At 69.7% G+C, this 24652-nt stretch carries 20 protein-coding genes and 1 pseudogene; 15 read left to right on the top strand and 6 right to left on the bottom strand.

Annotation, left to right across the window (positions count from 1 at the left end; translation table 11 throughout):
* The first annotated feature begins 33 nt into the window (after positions 1-33).
* A complete protein-coding gene (locus ACRAWB_RS15375; protein ID WP_431354113.1) occupies positions 34-1161 on the top strand; it encodes a class I SAM-dependent methyltransferase in 1128 nt (375 codons plus the stop codon).
* Between the two features lie 3 nt (positions 1162-1164).
* Here ACRAWB_RS15375 and ACRAWB_RS15380 read toward each other — a convergent pair whose 3' ends face one another.
* The gene (locus ACRAWB_RS15380; RefSeq protein WP_431354114.1) at positions 1165-2079 is read right to left on the bottom strand and encodes a glycerophosphodiester phosphodiesterase; all 915 of its coding nucleotides are present in this window, start codon (positions 2077-2079) and stop codon (positions 1165-1167) included.
* Positions 2080-2344: 265 nt separating this feature from the next.
* Between ACRAWB_RS15380 and ACRAWB_RS15385 the strand changes: the two genes are divergently transcribed.
* The gene (locus ACRAWB_RS15385; RefSeq protein ID WP_431354115.1) at positions 2345-3865 is read left to right on the top strand and encodes an APC family permease; all 1521 of its coding nucleotides are present in this window, start codon (positions 2345-2347) and stop codon (positions 3863-3865) included.
* Positions 3866-3934: 69 nt separating this feature from the next.
* On the opposite strand, the gene ACRAWB_RS15390 is transcribed toward ACRAWB_RS15385, so the two are convergent.
* The gene (locus ACRAWB_RS15390; RefSeq protein ID WP_431354116.1) at positions 3935-4285 is read right to left on the bottom strand and encodes a hypothetical protein; all 351 of its coding nucleotides are present in this window, start codon (positions 4283-4285) and stop codon (positions 3935-3937) included.
* Positions 4286-4393: 108 nt separating this feature from the next.
* Between ACRAWB_RS15390 and ACRAWB_RS15395 the strand changes: the two genes are divergently transcribed.
* Together ACRAWB_RS15395 and ACRAWB_RS15400 are read left to right on the top strand one after the other, a co-directional pair.
* A complete protein-coding gene (locus ACRAWB_RS15395; RefSeq protein WP_431354117.1) occupies positions 4394-6547 on the top strand; it encodes an ATP-dependent Clp protease ATP-binding subunit in 2154 nt (717 codons plus the stop codon).
* Positions 6548-6625: 78 nt separating this feature from the next.
* Positions 6626-7690, top strand: coding sequence for a zinc-dependent alcohol dehydrogenase family protein (locus ACRAWB_RS15400; protein ID WP_431354118.1), 1065 nt, complete (start codon positions 6626-6628; stop codon positions 7688-7690).
* Between the two features lie 63 nt (positions 7691-7753).
* On the opposite strand, the gene ACRAWB_RS15405 is transcribed toward ACRAWB_RS15400, so the two are convergent.
* Complete coding sequence (locus ACRAWB_RS15405) at positions 7754-8344, bottom strand: nitroreductase family protein (protein ID WP_431354119.1); 591 nt, start codon at positions 8342-8344, stop codon at positions 7754-7756.
* A 605-nt stretch (positions 8345-8949) separates the two neighbouring features.
* On the opposite strand from ACRAWB_RS15405, the gene ACRAWB_RS15410 reads away from it, so the two are divergent.
* The 4 genes and pseudogenes from ACRAWB_RS15410 to galU form a co-directional block, all read left to right on the top strand.
* Positions 8950-10374: a glycosyltransferase family 2 protein gene (locus tag ACRAWB_RS15410; RefSeq protein WP_431354120.1), complete on the top strand. Its 1425-nt coding sequence runs from the start codon at positions 8950-8952 to the stop codon at positions 10372-10374.
* A gap of 30 nt (positions 10375-10404) precedes the next feature.
* The gene (locus tag ACRAWB_RS15415) at positions 10405-11865 is read left to right on the top strand and encodes a glycoside hydrolase family 26 protein (RefSeq protein WP_431354121.1); all 1461 of its coding nucleotides are present in this window, start codon (positions 10405-10407) and stop codon (positions 11863-11865) included.
* 29 nt (positions 11866-11894) lie between these two features.
* Entirely contained in the window at positions 11895-13295 is a 1401-nt protein-coding gene (locus ACRAWB_RS15420) for a UDP-glucose dehydrogenase family protein (protein WP_431354122.1), read from the top strand.
* 31 nt (positions 13296-13326) lie between these two features.
* Positions 13327-14204: pseudogene (gene galU, locus ACRAWB_RS15425) on the top strand (UTP--glucose-1-phosphate uridylyltransferase GalU); the annotation flags it as partial.
* A 249-nt stretch (positions 14205-14453) separates the two neighbouring features.
* Here galU and ACRAWB_RS15430 read toward each other — a convergent pair.
* Entirely contained in the window at positions 14454-14774 is a 321-nt protein-coding gene (locus ACRAWB_RS15430; protein WP_431354123.1) for a hypothetical protein, read from the bottom strand.
* A 37-nt stretch (positions 14775-14811) separates the two neighbouring features.
* Between ACRAWB_RS15430 and ACRAWB_RS15435 the strand changes: the two genes are divergently transcribed.
* Positions 14812-15555, top strand: a complete 744-nt coding sequence (locus ACRAWB_RS15435; protein WP_431354124.1) for a GNAT family N-acetyltransferase — start codon at positions 14812-14814, stop codon at positions 15553-15555.
* Positions 15556-15571: 16 nt separating this feature from the next.
* Here the strand turns inward: ACRAWB_RS15435 and ACRAWB_RS15440 are convergent, their stop codons facing one another.
* Positions 15572-17359, bottom strand: a complete 1788-nt coding sequence (locus ACRAWB_RS15440; protein WP_431354125.1) for a glycoside hydrolase family 2 protein — start codon at positions 17357-17359, stop codon at positions 15572-15574.
* Between the two features lie 52 nt (positions 17360-17411).
* Complete coding sequence (locus ACRAWB_RS15445) at positions 17412-18401, bottom strand: LacI family DNA-binding transcriptional regulator (RefSeq protein WP_431354126.1); 990 nt, start codon at positions 18399-18401, stop codon at positions 17412-17414.
* Positions 18402-18629: 228 nt separating this feature from the next.
* On the opposite strand from ACRAWB_RS15445, the gene ACRAWB_RS15450 reads away from it, so the two are divergent.
* From ACRAWB_RS15450 to ACRAWB_RS15475, 6 genes are read left to right on the top strand one after another with little or no spacing between them, the layout of a single operon-like run.
* Complete coding sequence (locus ACRAWB_RS15450; RefSeq protein WP_431354127.1) at positions 18630-19937, top strand: ABC transporter substrate-binding protein; 1308 nt, start codon at positions 18630-18632, stop codon at positions 19935-19937.
* A complete protein-coding gene (locus tag ACRAWB_RS15455) occupies positions 19930-20913 on the top strand; it encodes a carbohydrate ABC transporter permease (protein ID WP_431354128.1) in 984 nt (327 codons plus the stop codon). Before ACRAWB_RS15450 ends, ACRAWB_RS15455 begins: the two co-directional genes overlap by 8 nt.
* The gene (locus ACRAWB_RS15460; protein ID WP_431354129.1) at positions 20910-21839 is read left to right on the top strand and encodes a carbohydrate ABC transporter permease; all 930 of its coding nucleotides are present in this window, start codon (positions 20910-20912) and stop codon (positions 21837-21839) included. Before ACRAWB_RS15455 ends, ACRAWB_RS15460 begins: the two co-directional genes overlap by 4 nt.
* Positions 21836-22810: a glycoside hydrolase family 43 protein gene (locus ACRAWB_RS15465; RefSeq protein ID WP_431354130.1), complete on the top strand. Its 975-nt coding sequence runs from the start codon at positions 21836-21838 to the stop codon at positions 22808-22810. The genes ACRAWB_RS15460 and ACRAWB_RS15465 overlap by 4 nt, the downstream gene beginning before the upstream one ends.
* The gene (locus ACRAWB_RS15470) at positions 22807-23715 is read left to right on the top strand and encodes a glycoside hydrolase family 43 protein (RefSeq protein ID WP_431354131.1); all 909 of its coding nucleotides are present in this window, start codon (positions 22807-22809) and stop codon (positions 23713-23715) included. Before ACRAWB_RS15465 ends, ACRAWB_RS15470 begins: the two co-directional genes overlap by 4 nt.
* Before the next feature lie 21 nt (positions 23716-23736).
* Entirely contained in the window at positions 23737-24600 is an 864-nt protein-coding gene (locus ACRAWB_RS15475) for a phytanoyl-CoA dioxygenase family protein (RefSeq protein WP_431354132.1), read from the top strand.
* Positions 24601-24652 lie beyond the last annotated feature (52 nt).

A 24652-nucleotide genomic window follows, 5' to 3' on the forward strand; every position in this document is an offset into this window, starting at 1 on the left:
CCGACGCGCGCCGCCCGCGGCCGCTCTGCTTGGATGGACTGCGTGTTCGAGTATGAGCGGCTGCGGCGGTGGCCCGACGTGGAGGCGCCGAACCTGTTCGCCTCCGACGCGGCCGACCGGCTGCTCGCCGACCTCGCCGGCGATGCCGTCCTCCGGCCCGGCCTGGTCGTCATCGGGGACGCCTACGGCGCGCTGACGCTGGCGGCCGCGTCCCAGGGTGCGCGGGGCATCCGCGTCCACCAGGACCCGCTGACCGCCGAGCGCGCGCTCGACGCGAACGCCGCAGCGCTGTCTCTGTCGGACACCTACACGCACCACGGACTGGACGCGTCCCTCGTGCGCGGAGCCGGTACCGTGCTCCTCCGCCTCCCGCGCAGCCTCGACGCGCTCGCCGAGATCGCGACGCTGATCGCCGAGCACGCGCCCGCCGACGTCGTCGTCTACGCGGGCGGCATGCTGAAGCACATGACCACCGCGATGAACGGCGTCCTCGCGGAGGTGTTCGGATCGGTGGAGGCGTCGCTCGCCCGCCAGAAGGCCCGCGTGCTGACCGCGCGCGAGCCGCATCCCGCCGCCGCCACCGTGCTGGACCGCTGGCCGGAACGGCTGCAGGACCCCGACACCGGCCTCTGGGTGTGCGCTCACGGCGCCGCCTTCGCGGGGACGGCAGTGGACATCGGGACGCGCTTCCTCCTGAGCGTGCTCGACGGCGCGGTCCCCGATGCCCGCACCGCGATCGACCTCGGCTGCGGCACCGGTGTGCTCGCCTCGGCGCTCGCCGTCTCGCGACCCGACCTGCGCGTCATCGCGACCGACCAGTCCGCCGCCGCCGTCGCGTCCGCCTCCGCCACCGCCGCGGCGAACGGCGTCGGCGACCGGGTGACGGTCGTGCGGGACGACGGCCTCGCCTCCCAGCCCGATGCATCCGCCGACCTCGTCGTGCTCAACCCGCCCTTCCACATCGGAGGTGCGGTGCACACCGGCATCGCACACCGGATGTTCGCCGACGCGGGCCGCGTGCTGGCGCCGGGCGGAGAACTGTGGACGGTGTGGAACTCGCACCTCGGCTACCGCGCAGCGCTCGAGCGCGCGGTCGGGCCGACCCGCCAGATCGCGCGCAACCCGAAGTTCACGGTCACGGCGTCGCGCAAGGCGGGGTGAGGGCTAGCTAGCCCCCTTCAGCACCTCCTGCACCCCCGACACCACCATCCCGTTGGCCCCGAGCCGCAGTGCGCTGTCGGCGGCCGCACGCGACGGGACGATGTGCGCCAGCACGGGCTTCCCGGTCGCGGTGAACTGCGCCCAGGCCGCCTCGCCGCCCTGGTAGTCGAGGCCGAGCCAGGTCCAGCGCGCCTGGGTCTTGGCGTACAGCTCCGGGTCGGCGGTCAGCTCCCTGCCGTAGTAGTAGCCCCAGGTCTGGTAGCCGCGCGCCCGCGCATCCACCGGCCAGGCCTGCGCGGTGCAGTACCCCTTTGCGACGAAGGTCCGGGTGGGGTTCTCGACCTTCGCCATCAGCGTGAACAGCTCGCCGAGGTGCATCGTCGGCACCACCTTCGGGTCGACGAAGATCGTGTGCGTGGTGCCGTACGCCTCCACCAGATCCTCGAACCGGAGGTACGGCTGCGGCGCCTGCTTGGGGCGGTCCGTCTCGGCGGCGGTGATGCGGTACCGCTGCACCTCGGCCCACGTGTGGTCGGCGGCGACGAAGCCGGACGTGCCGGAGGTGCGATCCAGGGTGGCGTCGTGGAGGCCGAACCAGACGCCGTCCGAGGTGCGGGCCAGCGACATCTCGAGCGCGTTCACACCGAGGGCGACGGAGTTGCGGTAGCCCTCGAGGGACATCTCCGGCCAGTCCCTCGACCCGCCGCGGTGGGCGACCGTGAAGCCGGCCCGCTTGACGAGGTCGGGGACGAGCAGGCCGTCCTCTGTGCCCTTGAGCAGGCGCGGCAGCACGACCGCGCCGCCACCGCCCACGGCCGCCACCGCCACGACGCCGATCGCGCCGCCGATGAGCGCGCGGCGGGAGATTCGCCGGCGCGCGGGCGTGTCGTCGGGCGCGGGCTCCTGCTCCTCGGGCATGCGCAACCCTAGGCATCCAGGCGGCTTGGGATCAAGCGGCCCGATCGAGGGGTGGAGCGACCGGGTCTCCTGTGGCCCGGCGACTTCTTCCGTCGCGTATGAGAGGATTCACAACGTTTTTCGGAAGTGTTTCGGCAAATCGGCAACCGAATCCGTCGTAACACGCTTGTCCTGAACCGCGGATGTTGCTAACGTCCCCCTGTCGCAACACCGAGGTGCGCCCGAGCTCCGCCGCACCCGCGACCCACGCAGCCCAGGGAGAGCAATGACGCAGACAAGTTCCCGGCCGGACGCCCCGCAGGGCGCCGACCACCCGACGGGAGACCACGCGCTGAAGGCGGACGGCGTCAGCGCCGCCGGCTCCATCGTCATGGCCGTGGCGGGCAGCGCGCCCGCCTACTCGATCGCGGCGACCACCGCGACCCTCGTCGGCGCCGCGGCCCTCGGCGCCCCGGCCGCGCTGCTGTGGTGCGGCATCCCGATGCTCGGGATCGCGTGGGCGTTCCTCTACCTGGGGCGCCTCGACGTCAACGCGGGCGCCGCCTACTCGTGGGTCGCCCGTGCGCTGCACCCGATTCTCGGCTTCCTGTCGGGCTGGGCTCTCGTCATCTCCGCGACGATCTTCATGGTCGCCGGAGCGCTCCCCGCGGGCGCGATGACCGTCACGCTCTTCGCGCCGGAGCAGGCCAACAACGTCCCGCTCATCACCGGTGTCGGCGCCCTCTGGTTCCTCGTGATGGCCGCGTGCGTGCTGTTCGGTGTGCACGTCACCGCCCGTGCGCAGTGGATCATGTCGGTGATCGAGGTCGGCATCCTGATCGTCTTCGCGGTGCTCATGATCGTGCGCGCCGCCACCTCGACCCACGCCGGCCCCTCGTTCTCGTGGGACTGGCTGGGCTTCCAGCACCTCACCGGCCAGGGCGTGTTCGTCTCGGCCGCGCTGATCGCCGCGTTCTACTTCTGGGGCTGGGATGTGGCGGCCAACCTCAACGAGGAGACGAAGGACGGCCACAAGAACGCCGGCTCGGCGGGCATCATCGGCGTGATCATCGTCTTCCTGCTGTTCGAGGTCTTCACGATCGCGACCATGGTGATCCTCCCGGCGAAGACCATCGAGGACAACAGCGCCAACGTGCTCTCGGTTCTCGGCGACGCGGTGTGGCCGGGTATCGGCGGCAAGATCCTGGTGATCGCGGTCGCCCTGTCGACCATCGCGACCCTGGAGACCACGCTCATCCAGGTGACCCGGACGCTGTTCTCGATGGGACGCGACAACACCATCCCGAAGGTCTTCGGCACCATCCACCGCCGCTGGCGCACGCCCGCCTTCGCCACGCTGGTCGTGGTCGGCGTCTCGGTCATCCTGTTCCTCGGCGCGAACCTGATCGGCAAGACGATCGGCGACATCATGACGAACGCCATCGCGTCCATCGGCATCCAGATCGCCTTCTACTACACGCTCGCGGGCGTCGCGGTCGTGCTGGCGTACCGGAAGGTGCTGACGAAGTCGGTCAAGAACTTCATCCTGATCGGGCTCTGGCCCGCCGTCGGCGCGATCTTCATGGGCGTCATCTTCGTGCTCGGGATCGTGCAGAACTTCCAGGACGACGCCATCATCGTGAACGTGCTCGGCCTCGGCCTGATCGTGGTCGGCATCATCCCGATCCTGCTCTTCTACCGCAAGGCGCGCGAGTACTACTCTCGCCGCCCCTTCGAGCTGCCCGCCGACCTCGACGCCGCAGCGCCCCCGAACATCGACGACCGCGACCCCGCCACCCGCGCGTAGCCGGCCGCCGAGCACAGGAGAAACGTCGTCGATCAGACCGATCGGCGGCGTTTTTCCTGTGCTCGACGGCTAGGGCTTGTCTTCGTGGCCGGGTCTGCGCGGGTTGGGCGTGTCCAGGAAGGACAGGAAGAAGAGGAGCGCCAAGAGGCCGAAGATCGCGAGGCCCGCGAGCAGATCGCTGACACTGAACGGGATGAGCGTGCCGTCGATCGAGAGCACGAACGCCGTCTCCACGATGCCGAACGCGACGAAGAACAGCCCGAGCAGGACGCGTGTCAGCGCGATGTTGCCGCGGTGATGCAGCTCCACCCGCCGGAACTCCACCATCAGGGTCAGCAGCAGCAGCGGAAGCACCTGCGCCAGCGTCGCCGCCGTCGCGCTGTCCATCAGGACGACGCGCAAGTCGGCCGGATCAACCATGTGCCACAGGCTACAGATTTCTCGACAGATCCGGGAATGACCCCTCGCATTGCAAAGTTGAGCTTAGTAGACTCAAGTTTGCCCACAGAGAAATGGGAGAGGAACCAGATGGCGAACATGCAGGGTGCGCCCTCCACGCAAGAGGAGGCGAAGAGCGCGCTCGAACAGTACGGCGTGAACCTCACGGAGATCGCCAAGAGCGGCAAGCTCGACCCGGTCATCGGACGGGATGCCGAGATCCGGCGCGTCAGCCAGGTGCTGACCCGCCGCACCAAGAACAACCCGGTGCTCATCGGCGAGCCCGGCGTCGGCAAGACGGCGGTCGTCGAAGGCCTCGCCCAGCGCATCGTCGCGGGGGACGTGGCGGACTCGCTCAAGGGGAAGCAGCTGGTCGCGCTCGACCTGTCCGCGCTCGTCGCCGGCGCGATGTACCGCGGCCAGTTCGAAGAGCGGCTGAAGGCCGTCCTCAAGGAGATCAACGACGCCGAGGGCCAGATCATCACGTTCGTGGACGAGCTCCACATCCTGATGGGCGCGGGCGGCGGCGAGGGGTCGGTGGCGGCCTCCAACATGCTCAAGCCGATGCTCGCGCGCGGCGAGCTGCGCCTGATCGGCGCGACGACGCTCAACGAGTACCGCGAGTTCATCGAGAAGGATGCCGCGCTCGAGCGCCGCTTCCAGCAGGTCTACGTGGGCGAGCCGTCGGTCGAGGACACCGTCGCCATCCTCCGCGGGCTCAAGGGCCGCTACGAGGCGCACCACGGCGTGACGATCGAGGACTCGGCGCTCGTCGCCGCGGCCTCCCTCTCCAACCGCTACATCACCGCGCGCCAGCTGCCGGACAAGGCCATCGACCTGATCGACGAGGCCGCGTCCCGGCTGAAGATGGAGATCGACTCTGCCCCGGTCGAGATCGACACGCTGCAGCGCCAGGTCGAGCGGATGAAGCTGGAGGAGTTCGCCCTCAAGAAGGAGAAGGACGACGCCAGCAAGGAGCGCCTGGAGCAGCTGCGCGAGCGGCTGCGCGCGCAGGAGGACGAACTGGAGCAGCTGCAGGCCCGGTGGCGCGCCGAGAAGGCGTCGCTGAACCGGGTCGGCGAGCTGCGATCGCAGCTGGAGGAGGCCAAGACCAAGCGCGACCTCGCACTCCGCGACGGCCGGTACCAGGAGGCGTCCCGCATCGAGTACGAGACCATCCCGGGCATCGAGCGCGAGCTCGCGGAGGCCGAGGCGGCCGAACACGACCACCCGCGCATGGTGAACGAGCAGGTCACCGCCGACGACATCGCGGCGGTCGTGGCCGCGTGGACCGGCATCCCGGTCGACCGTCTCACCCAAGGCGAGACCGAGAAGCTGCTGCACCTCGAATACGAGCTGGGCCGCCGGATCATCGGTCAGAAAAAGGCCGTCCAGGCGGTGGCGGATGCGGTCCGCCGCAGCCGCGCCGGCATCTCCGATCCGGGGCGGCCGACCGGATCGTTCCTGTTCCTCGGCCCGACCGGCGTCGGCAAGACCGAGCTGGCCAAGGCGCTCGCCGGGTTCCTGTTCGACGACGAGAAGGCCATGGTCCGTATCGACATGAGCGAGTACGGCGAGAAGTTCTCCGTCTCGCGCCTGGTGGGTGCGCCTCCCGGGTACGTCGGCTACGAGCAGGGCGGTCAGCTGACCGAGGCCGTGCGGCGGCGACCGTACTCGGTGATCCTCCTCGACGAGGTCGAGAAGGCGCACCCGGAGGTGTTCGACGTGCTGCTTCAGGTGCTCGACGACGGCCGCCTGACCGACGGCCAGGGCCGGACGGTCGACTTCCGCAACGCGATCCTCATCCTCACCTCGAACCTCGGCAGCCAGTACCTCGTCGACCCGACGCTGAACGAGACCGAGAAGGAGGAGGCGGTGCTGCAGATGGTGCGCCAGGCCTTCAAGCCGGAGTTCGTGAACCGTCTCGACGACATCGTCGTGTTCTCGGCGCTGAGCCAGGAGGAGCTGGGCGAGATCGTGGAGCTGGGCATCGACCGCCTGATGGCACGGCTGTCCGAGCGGCGGCTGGAACTCGCGGTGACGCCGGATGCGCGGGCCTGGCTCGCGGAGCGCGGGTACGACCCGATCTACGGCGCCCGCCCGCTGCGGCGGCTGATGCAGCGCGAGATCGAGGACCGGCTCGCGACCGCGCTGCTGGCCGGAGAGGTGCGCGACGGCGACCTCGTGCGCGTCGACCTCGACCGCGACGCCGACCACCTCACGGTGGAGGCCGTGCGCGAGTAGTCCTCCACACGTACAGCGTCATCCACAGGGGCGCCGTCCGGATCGGGCGGCGCCCCTTCGTGCGCGTAGGCTCGGAACATGCGTGCTGCTGTCATCCACGGGGAGCGCGATGTGCGCCTCGAAGAAGTCCCCGATCCCACCCTGTTCACCGGTCCGAACGCCGACGGCCTCGATGCCGTCGTGCGCGTGGTCGCCGCCTGCGTCTGCGGCAGCGACCTGTGGCCCTACCGCGGCGTGACGCCGACCAACGAGCCTCACCGTATCGGCCACGAGTTCGTCGGCGTCGTCGAGGAGATCGGTCAGAACGTCCACACCATCAAGCCGGGCGACTTCGTCATCGCGCCGTTCTACGACTGCGACATGACGTGCGTGAACTGCAAGAACGGCGTCAGCACCTCCTGCCTGCACGGCGGGTGGTGGGGTTCGAAGGACCGCATCGGCGGCTTCGCCGACGGCGGCCAGGGCGAGCGCGTCCGCGTGCCGCACGCCGACGGCTCCCTCGTCGCGACGCCGGAGTATCCGCGCGCCGAGCTCATCCCGAGCCTCCTGACGCTGTCGGATGTGATGGGCACCGGCCACCACGCCGCCGTCTCCGCCGGAGTCACCGAGGGAAACACCGTCGTGGTCGTCGGCGACGGCGCCGTCGGGCTCTGCGCCGTGCTCGCCTCCGCGCGGCTCGGCGCCTCTCGCATCATCGCCATGTCGCGCCACGAGACCCGTCAGGCGCTCGCACGGGAGTTCGGCGCGACCGACATCGTGGCCGAGCGCGGCGACGCCGGCGTGGCCGCGGTGAAGGAGCTGCTGGACGGCATCGGCGCAGACTGCGTGCTCGAGGCCGTCGGCACAAAGGAGTCGATGGACCAGGCCATCCGCTCCGCGCGGCCGGGCGGCATGGTCGGCTACGTGGGTGTGCCGAACGGCGGCCCCGAGCTGCCCGTCCGTCCGCTGTTCCAGAGCAACATCGGCGTCAACGGCGGTGTCGCGCCCGTGCGCAACTACGTCGAGGACCTGCTGCAGGATGTATGGTCCGGCGCCATCGAGCCGGGCAAGGTGTTCGACCTCGAGGTTCCGCTGACGGACATCGCCGAGGCGTACGCGGCGATGGACGAACGGCGCGCGATCAAGACGCTCGTGCGCCCCTGATCCACCCGGATACGACGAAGGGCGGCCGCGCGATGCGACCGCCCTTCGTGGTTCGCGGGACGATCAGTCGTGGACGCGGACGATCCGCTCCAGCGGGTGACGGGTGCGCGGCGCGTTCTCGCGCTCGCGAAGCGGCTCCGGCAGCGCGTCCGCGTCGCCGAGCACGCCGAGCGCCGTGATCGAGACCGGCTCGAAGCGCTCGCCGATCTCGAAGGCCTCGCGGAGCGCGGCCCCGTCGAAGCCGCCCATCTGGTGGGCGTGCAGGCCGTCGTGGTGGGCCTGGATGGTGAGGTGCGCGACAGCCTGGCCCAGATCGTAGGTGGCCCAGCGGCGCTCGCGGCCCTCCTCGTCCACCGTCTCGGCGAGCGCGACCACCAGGACGGCGGCGGAGCCGGCCCACACCTGGTTGAAGCCGGCGAGGTTCTTCACGATGGTGTCGAAGGCGCCGCTGCCGCGCCGGGCGACGATGAAGCGCCACGGCTGCGAGTTGTTGGCGGAAGGCGACCAGCGCGCCGCCTCGAGCGCCGACCGCAGTGCGGTCTCCTCGACGTCGGCGGTGGAATCGAAGGCGCGGGGGCTCCAGCGCTCGGCGAGCGCGGGCAGCAGCGGCGCGGACGTATCGGCGCCGCGCGTCGTGGTGTCGGCCAGGGTCACAGGGGGTCTCCTCGGTGGTACGTGATCGGTGAGAAAGTGACGGCTCCATTGCCGAGCTATAACCATGAAAACGCATAGGACGGCGCGGTATTCCCACCGGTCTTGTGTGAACAGAATGTGTCGCCGATGTAAAAGTTCGTAACATTCGCCGACGCCAGACCGGACCCCCGAGAGGGGTACAAAATCCGGGCATCCCGGGCGCGGCGGATGCGCGAGATCACAGACGCTGCACAGGTGGAGATCTGTCCTCCCATCGGCCATTCCGCCGTCGAGCAAGACTCGCAACTCTGAGCCGACGCGCTCTCCTGAGCGTGTCCGCACCTCTGCGGACACCGCTCGACGGGGGACGATCCGACACGCCGTGATGTCCGCCATGTACCCCACTTGCGGGTCGCCCGGACCCCCACGTAGAACTGTCACCACCCGAACTCGACCAGATCCCCAGCGCTGCGGATGCCGCCCCCACGACAACCCACCTGTGAGAGGTCCCGCCGTGTTCATCTTCCTGCTGCAGATCCGCCACATGCTCGGCGGGCATCCTGGAGTTCTATCTCTTCGCCATCTACTCCGCCCTGATCTGGGTCATCTGGATCGTCAAAGTCCTGATGTCCCGTCGCTACCGGCAGTACACCGGCGAGTTCCACGGCACGACCAGCGTCGTCGTCCCCGTGGTGGACGAACCGCTCGACCTGTTCCGCGACGTGCTCGGCCGCATGGTCGAGCAGAAGCCGGGCGAGATCATCGTCGTCATCAACGGCGCCCCCAACCCCGAGCTCGCCGAGGTGTGCGAGGAGTTCGCGCCGCTGGTGCGCTGGGTGCACACGCCCATCCCGGGCAAGCGCAACGCCGTCATGATCGGGACGAAGATGTCGACCGGCGAGATCACGGTGCTGGTGGACTCCGACACGATCTGGACCGAGGGCACCCTCGCCGAGCTCGTGAAGCCGTTCGCCGACGAGCGCGTGGGCGGCGTCACCACCAAGCAGCGCATCCTGGAGCCGACCCGCAGCTGGATCACCCGCTGGGCGGACTGGCTGGAGAACTCCCGGGCCCTGTACTCGATGCCCGCTCAGAGCGTCGTCGGGCAGATCGGCTGCCTCCCGGGCCGTACCATCGCCTTCCGTCGCTCGATCCTGATGCGCGTCATGGACAAGTTCATGACCGAGAAGTTCCTCGGCGTGTTCCTCGAGGTCTCCGACGACCGGACGCTGACGAACCTCACGCTCAAGGAGGGCTACCGCACCGTCTACCAGCACACGAGCCTCGTCTATACGGACGCCCCGCTCAAGGTGAAGAAGCTGTTCAAGCAGCAGCTCCGCTGGGCGCGCGGCAGCCAGTACAACACGCTCCGCATGCTGCCGTGGATGCTCGGCCATGCCCCGGTTCTCGCGTTCTTCTTCGTGATGGACATCATCCTGCCGTTCATGCTGGCGGGCGTCATCGGCGGCTGGATCTACCGGTCGATTACCGGCGGCGGCTACAACTTCTACGAGGGCTTCCTGAAGTCCTACGGGATCGAGGGCGGCATCCTCACCGTCGTCGCCCTGATGGTCGCATCGTCCGTGATCAGCATGTCGATCCGCCAGATCCGGCACCTGTCCGAGAAGCCGAGCGACTTCTTCCGCCTGCCGATCTTCATCATCGTGTCGACCTTCTTCCTGATGCCGATCCGGCTCATCGGGTTCTTCCGGATGGCGCACGCGAGTGGATGGGGCACCCGAGCAGGCGCCTACGCCGGCGGCCCCGGCGAGATCAGCTCCGAGGAGGAGATCGCCCAGCACGCGACGACCGCGACCCCGTCGGGGCACCAGTCGCCTGCGCTGCCCGACTCCGTGGGCGGAGTGACCACCGCGACCGCGCTCGCCACCCGCACCCAGCTCGCTACCCGCGCCGAGGTGAAGGCAGCAGCCGTCGCCGCTCCCGCGCCCCGCCCGGCCAAGACCAACCGCCGCCGCCTCAACCCCTACGCGGCCATCCCCTACCTGATCGGAATCGCGATCCTGACCCTGGAGGCTCTCTTCCTTGTCTAGCCAGACCGCCCCCTCCAAGACCGCCGCCTGGTGGTCCGAGTCCAAATCCCGCTCGCAGGCGACCGCCGCAGCCGCCATCGTCCTGACGGCCGTGCTCGTCGGCATCTCGGCCTACGTCTGGGTCTCGCCGACCGGCGCCCCCTGCGGAAGGCCGTCGACCAGGCGGCCGTCTCCGTCACGCCGTTCGCGGCCCAGAACGTCGAGCTCAAGAAGAACCTCGACCGCGCCACCGAGACCATCGCCTCGCAGAAGGGCAAGCTCACCGCGATGGAGAAGGCGTCCCTCGCGGCGCAGGCGTCGGCCGCCAAGCAGCTCGCCGTCGCCCAGCAGAAGGCTTCGGCCGCGGAGGGGAAGCTCGCCAGCGTTCAGGCCCAGCTCTCGGCCGCGCAGGCCAAGGGCAGCACCGGTTCGTCGGCCTCCGCGGCCGGCAGCGGCACGGCGGGCGGCACGGGAACCTCGGGCGGTGGCTCGGGTTCCGGCTCCGGAACCGTGGCAGCTCCGATCACCGCGCCGGCTCGCGCCGACCTCCTCAACCCGTCCAAGCGCTACTTCGGCATGTACACCGAGCAGGCCCCGTTCAACTGGGCCACCTTCGACGCCACGAGCACGAAGGTCGGGGTGTCGCCGAACGTGGTGGGCTACTTCAGCGGCTGGGACGAGAACTTCCGCGCCAACGCGGTCACCCGCGCCTGGCAGCAGGGCCAGCTCCCGATGATGACCTGGGAGTCCCGCCCGATCGACGCAGGGAACGACCAGGTGGACGCACCCGCCTACTCGCTGCCCAACATCATCCGCGGGGACTTCGACTCCTACCTGCACCAGTACGCGAAGGACGTCGTGGCGACCGGCCTTCCTCTCGCCATCCGTCTCGACCACGAGATGAACGGCGTCTGGTACCCGTGGGCGGAGACCGACGGCAAGGGCAACTCGATCAACGGCAACAACGTGGGCGACTACGTGACCATGTGGCGCCACGTGCACGACATCTTCCAGGCGGAGGGCGCCAACAACCTCGTCATGTGGGTCTGGGCGCCGAACATCGTCAACAACCTGCCGGCCACGCACAAGGCGCCGGGATTCCTGGAATCGCTCTACCCGGGCGACGAGTACGTCGACTGGGTGGGACTGTCGGGCTACCTGCGGCCGCCCTACAAGGCGGACAACAACTTCACATTCGACTACACGTTCAAGGCCAGCCTGGACAAGCTGCGGTCGATCACCAAGAAGCCGATCATGCTGGCCGAGACCGGGGCGTCGGAGACCGAAGGGCACAAGGCGGCCTGGATCAACTCCTTCTTCGACGCCTTGGCGAAGCCCGAGAACAGCGATGTCATCGGCTTCGCGTGGTTCAACCTGGCGGTGACCAGCTATGTGGAGGGCGTCCGCGCCACGAACGACTGGCGCATCGACTCCCGGGCGGACTCCCTCTCCGCGTTCATCACGGGCCTCACCCGCCCGGAGGACGACTTCGCCCTCACCCCCGCTCCCTGAACTCCGACCGCACAGAAAGGACGATCATCATGACCGCTCCCAAGAAGACCAAGGACCAGCCCGCTCCGCGCATCAGCGTCATCGGCACCGGCTACCTCGGCGCCACGCACGCCGCCGCCATGGCCGAGCTCGGCTTCGACGTCGTCGGCGTCGACACCGACCCCCGCAAGGTGGAGGAGCTGAAGGAGGGACGCGCGCCCTTCTTCGAGCCGGGGCTGCCCGAGCTCATCCGCCGCAACGTCGCCGCCGGCCGGCTGACGTTCACCACCGACCTGGCGGAGGCGGTCGCCGTCTCCGACGTCCACTTCATCTGCGTCGGCACGCCGCAGCAGTCCGGTTCCTTCGCCGCCAACCTCTCGTACGTGGAGGCGGCGGCCCGGGGGATCGCCGAGAACCTGACGCACGACGGCCTGATCGTCGGCAAATCCACCGTCCCGGTCGGCACCGGCGCCCGGCTCCGCGCGATCGTCGCGGATGCGGTGCCGGCCGGGATCGACGTCGAGCTCGTCTGGAACCCCGAGTTCCTGCGCGAGGGCAAGGCGGTCGAGGACACGCTCTCGCCCGACCGCCTCGTGTTCGGCGGAACGTCGGCCAAGGCCGAGGCCACCCTCCGCCGCATCTACGAGAAGCCGATCGCGGAGGGCTCGCCGGTCCTCGTCGCCGACCTGCCGACCGCCGAGCTCGTCAAGGTCAGCGCGAACGCGTTCCTCGCGACCAAGATCTCGTTCATCAACGCGATCGCCGAGGTCTGCGACGCGGCAGGGGCGGATGTGTCCCTCCTGGCCGACGCCCTCGGGCACGACAAGCGCATCGGGCGGCAGTTCCTCAACGCCGGCCTCGGCTTCGGCGGCGGCTGCCTCCCGAAGGACATCCGGGCGCTCATGCACCGCTCGAACGAGCTCGGCGCGCACGGCGCTGTCGGCCTGCTCCAGCAGGTGGACGAGATCAACATGGGCCGCCGCCAGCGGGTCATCGACCTGGCGCTGAAGGCGCTCGGCGGCTCGGTGCTCAATCGCCGGATCGGCGTGCTCGGAGCCGCGTTCAAGCCGCACACGGATGACGTCCGCGACTCGCCCGCGCTCAACGTCGCGGCCGCCCTGCACCTGCGCGGCGCGCAGGTCGTGGTCTACGACCCGCAGGCCCGCGAGACCGCGCAGCGGCTGTTCCCGACCCTCGGCTACGCCGACTCGATGGAGGAGGCCCTGACCGGCGCCGACCTGACGGTCGTGCTCACCGAGTGGGACGAGTTCACCACGGCGGACCCGGCGGCGCTCGCCGCCATCGTGCGCGGCCGCTCCGTCATCGACGGCCGCAACTGCCTCGACGCCGCCGCCTGGAACCACGCGGGCTGGAGCGTCTACGCCATGGGCACGCTGCCCGAGGGCGCTCCGCTCGCGGACGACCTCGCCGCGCTCGCGCCCGCTCTCTGATCCGCCGAACGCCGAACTCCAGGAGGAGAACATGACCAGCTACGTGACGAAAGCCGTCATCCCCGCGGCGGGACTCGGCACCCGCTTCCTGCCCGCCACCAAGGCGATGCCGAAGGAGATGCTTCCGGTCGTCGACAAGCCGGCCATCCAGTACGTCGTCGAGGAGGCCGTCACCTCCGGCCTCCACGACGTGCTGCTGATCACCGGCCGCAACAAGAACGCGCTCGAGAACCACTTCGACCGCAACGCCGAGCTGGAGGATGCGCTGGCCAAGAAGGGCGACCAGGACAAGCTCAACAAGGTCAGCTACTCCACCTCGCTCGCGGACATGCACTACGTGCGGCAGGGCGATCCGAAGGGGCTGGGCCACGCTGTCCTGCGCGCCAAGATGCACATCGGGCACGAGCCGTTCGCGGTGCTGCTCGGTGACGACATCATCGACGCCCGCGACCCGCTGCTCTCCCGGATGCTGGAGGTGCAGCACGCGCTGAACACCACCGTCGTCGCCCTGATGGAGGTGCCGCCGGAGTCCATCCACCTCTACGGCGCCGCCGCGGTGGTCGAGACGGACGATGACGACGTGGTGCGCATCACCGGCCTGGTCGAGAAGCCGAGCCGCGAGAACGCGCCGTCGAACTACGCCGTGATCGGCCGGTACGTGCTGCGGCCGGAGATCTTCGACATCCTCGAGAAGACGGAGCCGGGCAAGGGCGGCGAGATCCAGCTGACGGATGCGCTGCAGGGCTCGCGACCGCGCCGGCCTGGACCGGCGGCGTGCACGGCGTCATCTTCCGGGGACGCCGCTACGACACGGGCGACCGGCTCGACTACCTCAAGGCGATCGTGCAGATGGCGGTCGCCCGCGAAGACCTCGGCCCCGAGCTGCTGCCGTGGCTGAAGGAGTTCGCGACGACGGCGGGACCGGCCGAGACCGCGCCCATCCCGACCTTCCCCGCGCTGACGCCCGCGGCGACCGCCGCCCCGGCCCCCAAGCCGGTCGTGGTCAAGCCGGCCGCGGTCAAGCCGAAGCCGGCCAAGCCCGAGCTTGAGCTGGCCGCCGCCTCCGGCGCCTGACCCGGCCCACCGACCGGTCCCGACACGCCGTCATGCCCGACCGCATGACGGCGTGTCGGGACCACTCGTTTCGGCGGGCAGGTGTCAGTCGAGGCCGAGACGCTTGAGGGTGTGCTCCTCGGAGTGCCCCGGCTCGGTCTCGATCTCGTCGATCGCGATCGGAATGCTGGGGCCGACGGCCAGCCAGACGAACCCGTCGCGATGGACCAGCGGGACGAGGTCCGTCGTCCCGTCGCGGAGGATCGTCCGCACGCGCTTGAGCAGGGCGTAGCCCTCCGACGGCTTCGTCACGTACGTCTTCCGGCGGTAGTGGATGACGTGGGCGACGGTCTTCGCACTGAGCCCGGCCACCTCCGCGTCGGTCAGTCCCTCGCCCGTGGGGCCTCGGGTGTCGGTGTCGGTCATGGGTCGCACGGTACGCCGAGTCCGCTACCGTCGACAGGTGGACCTCCCCGACCCTGCCGCCCTCGACCGCCTCGCCGATCGCGGCTGGCCGGCGCTCGAACGCGAAGCTCTGCAGGGCTGGACGCTGCGTGCCTCCGCTGGCGTCACCAATCGCGCCAACTCGGTGCTGACCGCCGGCGATGTCGAGGATGTCGCGACCGCCGTGGCGGACGCCGAACGCTGGTACGCCGCACGCTCCCTCCCGGCGGTGTTCCAGACCAGCCCCGCGTCACCGGTCTCGCTCGCGGACGTGCTGGCCGCCCGCGGTTACCGCGAGCACTCGACCACCGACATCCTCGTGGCCGACCGCGCCGAGGTCGCCGAAGGCTGGACGGAGGCGGTCGCCGTCCGTGTCGCCGAGTCCCCGAGCGCCGCGTGGCTGGACACGTGGTGGTCGGTCGACGGACGCGGCGGCGCGGTCGAGCGCGAGGTGGCGCGTCGCATCCTCACGGGCGGCCGGGCGCTGTATGCGTCGCACGGCGATCCCTCTGCCCCGGATGCCGTCGCCCGCCTTGCCCTCGTGGGGGAGTGGGGAGGCCTGTACGCCGTCGCGACGCGTCCGGAGGCGCGCCGCCGCGGGCTCGCCCGCGACCTCGCCCGGGCGCTGGCCCACGCCGCCTCCGCGCACGGTGTCACCGCGCTCTGGCTGCAGGTCGTCGCCGAGAACGCCGCGGCCCACGCGCTGTACGCGTCGCTCGGGTTCCGCCGGGCGTCCGGCTACTCCTACTGGTCGCGCAGCTGAGAGGCGATCGGCCGCCTCAGGCGCCGAAGATCGCGCGCAGCTGCTCGATCGGCGCCTTGGGGCGCCGGTCCTCGAACACCAGGCCGTTGGTCTCCTGGCCGGTGTCGGCGAGCTGCGTGTAGCAGTAGCCGGCCAGCGGCGCTGCGGCCCGCACGGCGCCGACCAGCGCGCGCAGCCGCTCGATCAGGTCCTCCTGGCTCGTCGCGGTGGAGTAGCCCCAGGCGTCCTCCGGACCGTTCTCGGTGTACGAGATGCCGCCGAACTCGGTCAGCATCAGCGGCGCGTCCGTCCGCTGGGCCGCGTCCACGATGAGCCGGCGACCGGGGAGGGTGAACGTCGCATCCAGGATGCCCTCGAGCGTCGCGTACCGCTCCGCCACTCGCGCGGCGTCGTGGTCGTAGTCGTGGATCGACAGGATGTCGGACTCCGCGTGCTCCCAGCCGTCGTTCGAGATGACCGGACGAGTCGGGTCGACGGTCTTCGTCAGGTGCACGAGCGCCTTCGCGTACGACACCATCCGCGGATCGTGCGCGAGGTGCTGCACGCCCCAGCTCTCGTTGAGCGGCACCCACGTGACGATCGAGGGATGCGACCGGTCGCGGTCCAGGATCGCGGACCACTCGGCGACGCTGCGGCGCACCGCCTCCGGGCTGAACGCGTACGCGGCCGGCGCCTCGCCCCAGACCAGCAGCCCGAGTTTGTCGGCCCAGAACAGGAAGCGCGGGTCCTCGTACTTCTGGTGCAGGCGGGTCGCGTTGAATCCGAGGTCGAGGATGAGCTGCGCCTCGGCGCGCAGGGCGTCGGCGCTGGGCGCTGCCGAGTGCGAGCCGGGCCAGTAGCCCTGGTTTAGTACTGACCGCACGTAGAAGGGCCGGTCGTTGAGCAGGAACCGCCCTCCTTCGACGGCGGCCGAGCGCAGCCCGAAGTACGAGCTCACCACGTCGGAGGAGTGCTCCGGCGCCTGCAGCACAACCGTGGCGTCGAGCAGCGTCGGGTGCGCGGGCGACCAGAGGAGTTCTTCGTACGCCTGCCCGTTGCTCTGCCGGTGGATGCGGAACGGGATCTCGACCTCACGACCCGAGACGCTTGTCTCCACCGTGGCGAGGGGTTCGGAGCCCAGCGCGACCGAGATGCGCACGGTCGCGCCCGCGGGGGCCGGGCGGCTCAGCCGGAGCTGCGCCGTCACCTCACCGGCGGGAACGTCGACCACCCAGTGCAGCTGCTCGATGCGGGCCTCGGGCACGGCCTCGATCCACACCGGCTGCCAGATGCCGGTCGTCCGGTGGTACCAGATCGAGTGCGGGTGGTGGCGCCAGTCCTGCTTGCCGCGCGGCTGCGCGACGTCGGCCGGGTCGTCCTCGGCGCGCACGGTGATCGAGAAATCGGCGTCGCCCACGAGGTCGGTGATGTCGAGCGAGAAGGGCGTCGAACCGCCCTCGTGCGTTCCGGCCGAGCGGCCGTCCACCCACACCTCGCAGGCGTGGTCGACCGCGCCGAGGTTCAGGAGGATGCGCTCCCCGGCGGGCACCTCGTCCCGCAGCACGGTGCGCTGGTACCAGACCACCGGATGGAACCCCGTGTCTCCGACGCCGGACGCCTCCGACTCGAACGGGAAGGGCACCTGGATGACGTTCGCCAGCGCGCCGCCCGACTCCCAGTGCTCGCGCCGGCCGCGGTCGTCGTCGTCGAAGGCGAAGGTCCAGGGACCGGACAGGTCGAGCCATCCGGCCCGGACGAGCTGCGGCCGGGGGTAGCGGCCGTCCTGCGCGGTAGCCGCGGCGACGGGGTGTTCCTGCGTGAGCATCCACCCAGCATGCACGATCCGTGCAGCGCTGTAAAGTCGCTTCTCGCCACGATCAGGTGCGGGCGGGCGCGCTCTCACGGGTGACGAGCGAGAAGGGCGCGAGTTCGTGCCGTCCCATCCCGTCGAAGCCGGAGACCCGCTCCAGCAGCATCTCCACCGCGCGCGACGCCAGGCCGCGCATGTCGGGCGCGATCGTCGTCAACGACGGGTAGGTGACCGCCGTCATCGGCGTGTTGTCCCATCCGGTGATCGCGACGTCTTCCGGCACGTGGAAGTCGCGCTCCTGCAGGGCGCGCAGCGCGCCGATCGCCGCGAGGTCGTCGCGGCAGACCAGCCCGTCGAAGCGCAGGCCGCGGTCGATCGCGGCACCGACCGCGCGCACCGCGTTCCCCGCGGAGACGGAGACGCTGGGGATCAGCAGCTCCGGGTCCGGGGTGAGTCCCGCGTCCTCCAGCGCCTGCTGGTAGCCGGTGATGCGCAGCTTGGAGGTGCGCGTCGTGCGGGTGCTCTCGTGCCCGACGAAGGCGATGCGGCGCCGACCGTTCGCGATCAGGTGCTCGGTCGCCACGCGGGCCGCCTCCACGTTGTCGATCATGATGCGGTCGAGCGTCAGCGGGGCGGCGTTCTCGCCGAGCACGACGACCGGGATGTCGGTGCGCGTCTGGGCGAGTTCGGCCGAGTTCATCACGCTCGGCTGGAAGATCATGCCGTCCACCAGGCCCGACTCGCCGGCGGACACGACGGCGCGCTCGCCCTCGATCGTGCCCTCGGTCTGCTCGAGCAGGACGCGGTAGCCGCGCCGCTCCGCCTCGTCGGCGACGACCCGCGCGAGTTCGGCGAAGTACGGCAGGGTCACGTCCGCGAAGGCGAGCGCCAGCAGACCCGTGCGGCCGGTCGCCAGGCGGCGTCCCATGATGTTCGGCCGGTAGCCGAGCTCGTCGATCGCCCGCTGCACCTTCTCGCGCATCTGCGGGCTGACGTGGGGGTAGTTCCGGACGACGTTCGAGACGGTCTTCATCGAGACGCCGGCGTGTTCTGCCACGTCCTGAAGCCTGACCGCCATCAGACCGTCCCCTTTCGCCGCCGCGGACCCGGTGTCCGTCGGGTCACTCTACAACGCACCGCCCATTCCGGTCTGCACCGGGTTGACACCGGATATCCAGCGCTGTAAATTCGCCAGACATGCCGAGTGTACGGCTCAAGCACCCCCGATCACGCACAGGCATCAGCATCAAGACCGCGTGAACGGCTCACTCAAGGGAGAGATCACATGAAGAAGCGATTCGCGGCACGCGCGATCGCCGTGGCGGTGACGGCGGGCCTCGGGCTCGCGCTGACCGCCTGCGGAAGCAGCGCCGGTTCGGGAGGAGCCCAGGTCGCCTCCGGCGACTACACCGGCCCGAAGGTCAACATCAGCTTCTGGAACGGCTGGACGGGCGGAGCAGCCCCCGTGCTCGTTCCGAAGCTGGTCGACAAGTTCAACTCCGAGCACAAGAACATCGTCGTCAAGGACGTCCCGATGGAGTGGGCCGACATCGCCCGCAAGATGCCGCTCGCCGTCAAGGCCGGCAAGGGCCCCGACGTCGCCGTCGGTCACGGCGACGACATCGCCACGTACGCCGCCCAGGGTCTCGTGCTCAAGGCCGACGACATCGTGAAGTCCCTCGGCTACAAGGCGAGCGACTTCCCGGAGGGCCTGCTCGACGCCGGCAAGTACAACAACGCGCAGTACGCGGTCCCGTGGAGCGTCACGCCGCTCGGCCTGTACGTCAACAAGGACGTGCTGAAGTCGGCGGGCGTCGAGTCCATCCCGACCGACAAGGCGGGTTACCTCGCGGCGCTCGACAAGCTGAAGGCGGCGGGCGTCCAGGGTGAGTGGGTCGACGGCTACGTCTTCACCGGAACCTTCGAGTTCGAGAGCCTGCTGTGGCAGTACGGCGGCGACCTGTTCGACAAGGGCGCCACGAAGGCCACCTTCAACTCCGACGCCGGCGTCAAGGCGCTGACCTGGATGACCGACCTGATCAAGAAGGGCTACAGCCCGGCCGACGTGGCCCAGGACGGCAACATCAACGCCCTCATCGCCGGCAAGACGGCGTTCAACTGGAACGGCGTCTGGCAGACCACCAACACGGCGTTCGACAAGCTGCAGTGGCAGGCCACGGCCGTCCCGCAGATCGGCGACGAGAAGGCCGTCTGGTCCTCGTCCACCCACTGGATGTTCATGAACAACAAGGGTCAGGACAAGAACAAGACCGCCGCCGCCGCGACGTTCGTCAAGTGGATGAACGACAACTCGGCCGACTGGCCCAAGACCGGTGAGCTCCCCGCCAAGAACTCGGTCCGCAACGACCCGAAGCTGGTGCAGGACTACCCGAACCTCAAGCCGTTCCTCGACGAGCTGCCCTACGCCCACTACGAGCCGATCGCGGCGGGCATCACCACGGTGGAGGCCACCATCACCACCGCGGTGAACGAGGCCGTCACCGGCAAGAAGGACCCGAAGCAGGCGCTGGACGACGCGGCCGCCAAGGCCGACACCCTGCTGAAGCAGAACAAAGAGAAGTACGGTGACTGAGACCGCTTCGATCGTGGCGCCCCGGGAGACCGGGGCGCCACGCCCGTCCCGTTCGGGCCGGAAGTCCGGCCGGCGGCCGGGTGCGCCTCGCCGCACCGGCGTCGCGTACCTGTTCCTCGCACCGTTCCTGGTGCTCTTCCTGGTGTTCGTGCTGGCCCCGGCCGTCTTCGGCCTGTGGATCAGCCTGACCAACTGGAGCCCGTTCCGGGTCAACCAGAAGTTCATCGGCCTCCAGAACTACATCGACCTCTTCACGCCGGGGAGCGCCACCTCCGGCGACTTCTGGCAGTCGATGCTGGCCACCCTCATCTTCACGGTCTGCAGCGTCCCCTTCCTGCTGATCATCCCGCTCCTCGTCGCCGTGCTGCTCAACCAGAGGATCCGCGCGGGGTCGTTCTTCCGCGGCATCTTCTTCGCGCCCTACGTGCTCGGCGTCGCCGTCATCGGCGTGATCTGGAAGTACCTGCTCGACACCCAGTCGGGCATCGTCAACCATCTGCTCGGGATGATCGGCCTGCCCGACAACATCCCGTGGACGGTGGATGTGCCGTGGGCCTGGGTGAGCCTCGTCGGCGTCACCGTGTGGTGGACGATGGGGTTCAACACCGTGATCATCCTGGCCGGGCTCAAGGGCATCAGCGCCGACCTCTACGAGGCGGCCGCCCTCGACGGCGCCGGCGCCGTGCGGCAGTTCTTCAGCGTCACGCTGCCGGGGCTCCGCCCGGTCATGACCTTCGTGGTCACCATCACCATCCTGGCCAGCGCGAACATGTTCGGTCAGTCCTTCCTCATCACCAAGGGCGGACCGGGCAACCAGACGCGCACGGCGATCATGTACATCGCCGACCAGGGCCTCTCGCAGAACAACATGGCCGCGGCGTCCGCGATGAGCTATGTGCTCTTCGTCTTCCTCGCGATCATCAGCATCGTCAACTTCCGCCTGCAGCGGGAGCGGGCAGAGAAGAGCGCCTCATGACGACGACCGCTCCGCAGAACGAGACCGGCGCCACCGGGGCCGGCACCACCGGCTCCGACAACGCCGACGGCCGGGCCGTCCCCACACGCCGCAAGCCGACCACCCAGGCCGCGCTGCGCAAGAGCGTGCTGTACGCGGCGCTGATCGTGATCGCGCTGATCGTGATCCTGCCGCTGCTGTGGATCCTGCTGACGTCGTTCAAGACCGACGGCGACGCCATCCGCAACCCGTACAACGCGCTGCCGAACCCGTTCTCGATGGAGGCGTATGCGACCCTCGCGAGCGGCCAGCAGCCGGTGTTCCGCTGGTTCCTCAACAGCCTCGCCGCGGCGGCGCTGCAGACGGTGATCATCCTGGTGACCGCCTCCATGGCCGCCTACGCGCTGGCTCGCCTGGAGTTCTGGGGCAAGCGGATCGTCTTCGGGCTGATCGTCGCGACGCTGCTGGTTCCACCGGTGATCTTCCTGATCCCGAACTACCTCATCGTGCAGAACCTCGGGTGGCTCGACACGATCTGGGCGATCACCATCCCGGGCGCCGCGAGCGCGTTCGGCGTGTTCTTCCTGCGGCAGTTCTTCGTCGGCCTGCCGGCGGAGATCGAGGAGGCGGCGCGCATCGACGGTGCGGGCGACTTCCGCATCTTCCTGCAGATCGTGCTGCCGCTGGCGCGGCCCGCGCTCGCGACCCTCGCGGTGCTGAGCTTCCTCGCCAACTGGAACGACTTCCTGTGGCCCGTCTACGTGCTGCTCAGCCCGGAGAACCTGACGCTGCAGCCCGGTCTGTCCCAGCTGCAGGGCGCGTACTCCACGCACTACGCCATCGTCATGGCGGGCGCCGTGATCGCGTCGGTGCCGGTGCTCATCCTGTTCTTCTTCGCGCAGAAGCAGATCGTGGAGAGCGTCGCCACGAGCGGAGTCAAGGGATGACGGCCCGCCGGGCCGCCCTCGCGGCCGGCGTCGCAGCAGCACTCGCGGCCGGCCTCGTGGGCTGCTCGGCGGGGCCGTCGCCCGAGGCGTCGTCGACGCCCGAGGTCGCGCCGTTCCAGATCGACGGCGACTTCCCGGATCCCGGCGCACTCGTCGTCGGTGACCGCGTCTACGCGTACGCGACGAACACACCGGCCGCCAACGTCCAGGTCGCCACGTCCACGGACATGAAGACGTGGAAGGTCAGCGATCAGGACGCCTTACCCGAGCTGCCGTCCTGGGCCCTCCCCGGCAAGACGTGGGCGCCCGGGCCGGCGGAGCTCTCGGACGGCCGGTTCGCGCTCTACTTCACCGCGTCCGACGCCGCCAGCCGGTACCAGTGCGTCGGCGTCGCATTCGCCGACAAGCCCGAGGGGCCGTTCACGTCCACGGCCGACAAGCCGCTGGTGTGCCCGGTGGACGAAGGCGGCGCGATCGACGCGAGCGTCACGGCGGACGCCGACGGCCAGCGCTACCTGGTCTGGAAGAACGACGGCAACTGCTGCGGCTACGACACCTGGATCTACGCGCAGCCTCTCTCGGCCGACGGCGCCTCGCTGAGCGGCGAACCCACCCGGCTGATCAAGCAGACCGAGTCCTGGGAGGGCCACCTCGTGGAGGCTCCCGTTATCGTGCGGCACGACGACGAGTACGTGCTGCTCTACTCGGCCAACGACTACAGCAACTCCTCGTACGCCACCGGCGCCGCCACGGCGAAGAGCCTGCTCGGCCCGTACACGAAGGCGAAGAAGCCGCTGATCTCGACCGAGGGATCCGGCGGCCGCTACCTCGGCCCGGGCGGCGAAGACCTCATCACATTCCAGGGCAAGGACTGGATGCTGTTCCACTCCTGGGACGAGGCGTTCGCGTATCGCGGCATGCACGCGGTCCCTGTGACGTGGCGCGGCGGACTCCCGGAGCTCTCGAAGTGACCACCGTCGTGCGCGTGGACCGGCACTGGGGTCCCGTCTGGGGCGGCTACTTCGCCGACCCGTTCGTCCTCCGGCTCGCCGACGGCGGGTACGTCGCCTACGGCACCCATCCCGGCAGCGACGGAGACCGCGTGTTCGAGGCGTTGGTCTCGCCCGATCTGGAGCGCTGGGAGAGCGCGGGGCCGGTCCTCGAGCGCCTGCCGGCCGCGTTCGGCGAGGACTACTGGGCGCCCGAGGTCGCCGAGGCCGACGGCGCGTACTGGATGTACTACTCCGTCGGCCGGGGCATCGAGGGCCATCACATCCGGGTCGCGCGCGCCGAGGCTCCGACCGGCCCGTTCCAGGATGTCGGCGTCGACCTGACGCCCGACGAGGTCTTCGCGATCGACGCGCATCCCTTCCAGGATGCGGACGGCCGCCGCTACCTCTTCTTCGCTCGCGACGTGCTCGACCACGAGCGCCCGGGCACCCACCTCGCCGTCGCCCCGCTCGACGAGAGCATGACGGCGCTCACCGGACCGGTCGTCTCCGCCCTCGCGCCGAACGCCGACTGGCAGCTCTACGAGCGCGACCGCCTCATCCACGGCCGCCGCTTCGATTGGCACACTCTCGAGGGCCCGGCGGTGGTGGCCCGCGACGGTCGCTACTGGCTGACGTACTCCGGCGGCGCGTGGACCGGTCCCGGCTACGCGGTCGGCGTGGCCGTCGCCGACCATCCGCTCGGCCCGTGGTCGCACGTCGACCAGGCCGCCCTGCTGCGCAGCGGCGGCGACCTGCGCGGTCCCGGCCACAACTCGTTGACGACGGCGCCCGACGGCGGCGACATCATCGCGTTCCACTCCTGGAATGCGGAGCAGACCGCACGGCAGCTCCACCTCGGCGCCGTGACGTTCGACCAGCACTGAACCGGCAGAAGAAGGAAGCACATGAACGACGACGTTCCCCGCGTCACCCCGGCGCAGCCCGACACCATCGGCCTCGAGCCCGAGCTGCGGGAGGCGGTGACCGCCCTCTACACCGACGGCATCATCGGCAAGAAGGGCGCCTTCACCACCGAGTGGGCGGACCAGCTCCGTGAGGACATCGAGGTGGCCTTCGAGGAGGCGCTGAGCCGTCCCGGTGGCGCCGTCGGGCGAGGCACCAAGCGCTACTACGTCGAGATCCATCCCGAGCAGATGCGCGGCTGGGTCGAGCTCGTCGACCACCCGTGGGTGCGCGGCGTCTGCGAGGCCGTCCTCGGCCCGGACTACCAGATCGTCGAACTCGGCTTCGACGTGCCCGGCCCGGGCGCGAAGGACCAGCCCTGGCACCGCGACTTCCCGATGCCGGACGAGACCAAGGAGACCGGCCGGCTCACCTCGCTCGCCTTCAACCTGACCGCCGTCGACACCACCGAGGACATGGGTCCCTTCGAGATCGCGCCCGGCACCCAGTGGGACCTCCCCGAGGGCTTCGAGCACGAGATGTTCCCGGTGAAGGAGCTGTACCCGCGCTTCCTCGAGCGCGCGGTGCGCAAGTACCCGAACCGCGGCGACATCTCGGCCCGCTCGGCGCTCACCCTGCACCGCGGAACGCGGAACACCTCGCAGCTGTCGCGTCCCGTGCTCGTCCTCGGTGTGGACGCCCCCGGCGCCGGCAACGCCGAGCACCACGACATGGCCGTGACGCACGGGTTCTACGAGACGCTTCCGGATCGGGTGAAGGCGCACCTGGTGTGCCCGGTGGTGGACGAGCTCACGCCGATCACGCAGAAGCACACCATCGAGGGCCTGATGATGGGCGACGCGTAGGAGCCGTTTCACGGCTGCCGATTCGCCGTTAAACCGCGATGCCGGGCTGCGA

Source organism: Leifsonia poae (assembly GCF_050632865.1).
Classification (GTDB): Bacteria; Actinomycetota; Actinomycetes; order Actinomycetales; family Microbacteriaceae; genus Leifsonia; species Leifsonia poae_B.